Origin of the sequence: Azospirillum tabaci (assembly GCF_014596085.1) — a bacterium.
GTDB classification, from domain to species: domain Bacteria; phylum Pseudomonadota; class Alphaproteobacteria; order Azospirillales; family Azospirillaceae; genus Azospirillum; species Azospirillum tabaci.
Genome location: NZ_JACCJY010000066.1, coordinates 1 through 2573 on the forward strand (window position 1 = coordinate 1; position 2573 = coordinate 2573).

Annotated in this window: 4 protein-coding genes; all 4 read right to left on the reverse strand. The window is 61.6% G+C overall.

The window, feature by feature from the left end; genetic code table 11:
• Nucleotides 1-189: 189 nt before the first annotated feature.
• Entirely contained in the window at nucleotides 190-723 is a 534-nt protein-coding gene (locus H0B54_RS29220; RefSeq protein WP_188263257.1) for a hypothetical protein, read from the reverse strand.
• 95 nt (nucleotides 724-818) lie between these two features.
• Nucleotides 819-1043, reverse strand: a complete 225-nt coding sequence (locus H0B54_RS29225; protein ID WP_188263258.1) for a hypothetical protein — start codon at nucleotides 1041-1043, stop codon at nucleotides 819-821.
• Nucleotides 1044-1494: 451 nt separating this feature from the next.
• Nucleotides 1495-1836, reverse strand: a complete 342-nt coding sequence (locus tag H0B54_RS29230; RefSeq protein ID WP_188263259.1) for a hypothetical protein — start codon at nucleotides 1834-1836, stop codon at nucleotides 1495-1497.
• 128 nt (nucleotides 1837-1964) lie between these two features.
• A complete protein-coding gene (locus tag H0B54_RS29235; protein WP_188263260.1) occupies nucleotides 1965-2438 on the reverse strand; it encodes a lysozyme in 474 nt (157 codons plus the stop codon).
• Nucleotides 2439-2573: the final 135 nt, after the last annotated feature.

Below are 2573 nucleotides of genomic sequence, written 5' to 3' on the forward strand. Positions count from 1 at the left end.
GAGAGCCCGGCCATAGCTGCGCCGGTCGAGGCGCCGATCAGCAGGTAGTGCAGCGCGAAGGCTGCGGCGGAGGCGCCCTGCCCGGCCAGCAGAGCGCGGCGACCGGACAGCCATGGCCAGAGGGCCACCAGGACGAACCCGGCGGCCCCGGCGAGGTCGGAGAGGTGAGGAACGGTCACGGCGAGTCCCTCATTTCCGCAGCAGCCTGTCCTTTGCCGCAGACCCGGCGCTGGAACCGACCCAATAGGCCACCACCGCCGAGGCCATGGTGGTCAGGGCGCCGAGCATCAGCGTGGCGTTCTGGTCGATCACGCCCGCCGGCTGGCTCAGCACCCGGTACAGCACGATGCCGAACGTCACCAGGACGATGGTCGAGACGATGGGCGCGCCCCAGGAGATACGGCTTCCGGCCTGGGCAAGCTGGACCGTCTGCGCGCGGGCGTCGGCCCGGTCGTCGTTGTCCAGCCGCAGCAGCGCCACGACCTGATCGCCCTGCTGGCGGTACAGCTCGGCCAGCTTGGCGGGATCGGCCTGCACCGCGGCGACGGCACGCTCGGCGTCCGCCGGGGTGCTGATCGGCACGCCGGTCACAGCCGAGACGACGGACACCGTAGCCTCACCGACCTTCTGGGCGGTCTCGCCGGTGCCGAGGGCGGCCTTGGCGACCTCGGGCAGCAGCACCGGGGCCAGGGCGGTGAGGATCGGGATGAGCAGTGGCAGCATGGGGATGCCCCTCCTTCGGGCACGAAAAAAGCCGCCTCGGCGGGGGCCGGGCGGCTGGGATGGGATACAGAGCTTATCGTTGAGCGAACGATCGCCTATTGCGCTCCATCTGGAAAATCATCGGGATCATGATCTGCATACACATACGCAGCAAACTCTTCATTGTTACCGAACAAAATGACAAAATTTACCTTTGCGATATTTTTACCTCCTATATGGATATAGTCTCCTTGAACCGGAACGCGATCAGTCATTAATTCCATTTTTGCAGCATTTCCGAATCTTGAACCCTTAACAAACACTCGCACGAATGCAGACATAGCGCTCCCCCATTGCTTGATATCCAGAAGAATGACGCCAGAATGCTTTCATATATCAGTAGATTAGAGCGTGGAAATTAAGTAGGCAGCCAGAACCATTTCCCGATCAACCTATCCGCTAGAACAAGACGGCTCAGCCGCGACGGCCAGAGTACGGTCCACCTCAATCCAACTTGTCCGCCGGGATGCCCGGCAGGTCGCTGCCTGGCCGGCGAGCGTCCGGGCCGGTGGCGGCTCAGCGGTGACGGGTGGGATGCCTGGAACGCGCTGCTGGATTGATGGCGGACATCCCGCCGACGGTACCGGCAGCCGGTGAAGCGGGTAGAGTAGCAGCGGAGCAGAAAGTCCGATCCGACCGGAACGATAGCGCATTAAATCCTAACGAGATAGTTTCCGCACATGGGGCATTTCGAGCCCCATGTACGTGACCCCATCTAACAGGGTTTCGGTGTCAGTAGAGATCGTAAGACATGTTGACACCGCTGGACTGTGCCGCAGATGCGTAGAGCCACAGTCCATAGCCCGATGGCAACTCAACCTCGTAGGGCAGCGTGCCACCCGTCAGCATTGACGAGTTGCCATTCACCCGAAAGACAACGTGGTTGGGTCCGGTTCCGAAGATCGGAGCAGTCGGACCAGTAAGCAACCATACCGATCCAGAACCATTAATGCTCATATTGAGTGTTCTGACAACAGCACCCGCTTCGTTGCTGCTCGGGTCAACCACTTGGACCATGTTATTCATAGTCCCGCTCATATTGGCGACATACCGACCGTATTTTACAATAGTCATGACCCCATCCTTTTACCAATGACTGCCAAATGGCGATGCACCCTTCGTGGGCAACGCAAGGTCACTTTATAGGATTATAGACCCAATTAAAAGGATTTTTTGCATGCCATGAACAATGTGAGTGGTGGTCAGGCGGTCTCGAACAGCTTCGCCTCAGCAGCCCGGCGCTTCTTCAGCCCGTCGAGCTGCTTCTTGACGCCGTTGACCGTTGCGTAGACCCATTTCGGAAACTCGGCCGCCGCCCCGGCATAGTCGCGCTGGTTCAGCAGGCGCTGAAGCGTGGAATCCCGCAGGGCGCCGCCCCCCAGGTTGAACACGAACGACGCCAGGGCGCCGCGCTGCCGATCGGTGAGCGGGACCGTGACCAGCCGGTCGACATCGCTGGCGGCGTCGGCCATGTCGGCGCGCAGGTAGACCTCGGCCTGGAGGGAGGTGATGATCTGGCCCATCCGAACCCCGGCGGTGTGGCCGTAGCCGATGGTCGGCACCCCCGCGGGGCACAGGTAGGCCTTGAGGTACAGGCCTTCGAAGTGGCGGACGAGGGCCAGGGCGTCGGGGTGGATCTCGCGCGGGATCGCCGCGCCGGGGGGCATGGTGGTCATGAGTTACTTCCTCATTGGAATTGTTTTAAAGAGCCGCCGCGTTTAGGGTCGCGCGATCTGCTTCCCACGGCAGAGTTAGCTGAACCTTGGCGGCTCTCTGGGGCCGCCATTCTTTTTGCCGGCGCGCCAAGCCCC

Bases quoted from the DNA above. Each gene is read 5' to 3' on its own strand.
- H0B54_RS29220 (WP_188263257.1), bottom strand. From the start codon at position 723: ATGCTGCCACTGCTCATCCCGATCCTCACCGCCCTGGCCCCGGTGCTG.
- H0B54_RS29225 (WP_188263258.1), bottom strand. From the start codon at position 1,043: ATGTCTGCATTCGTGCGAGTGTTTGTTAAGGGTTCAAGATTCGGAAAT.
- H0B54_RS29230 (WP_188263259.1), bottom strand. From the start codon at position 1,836: ATGACTATTGTAAAATACGGTCGGTATGTCGCCAATATGAGCGGGACT.
- H0B54_RS29235 (WP_188263260.1), bottom strand. From the start codon at position 2,438: ATGACCACCATGCCCCCCGGCGCGGCGATCCCGCGCGAGATCCACCCC.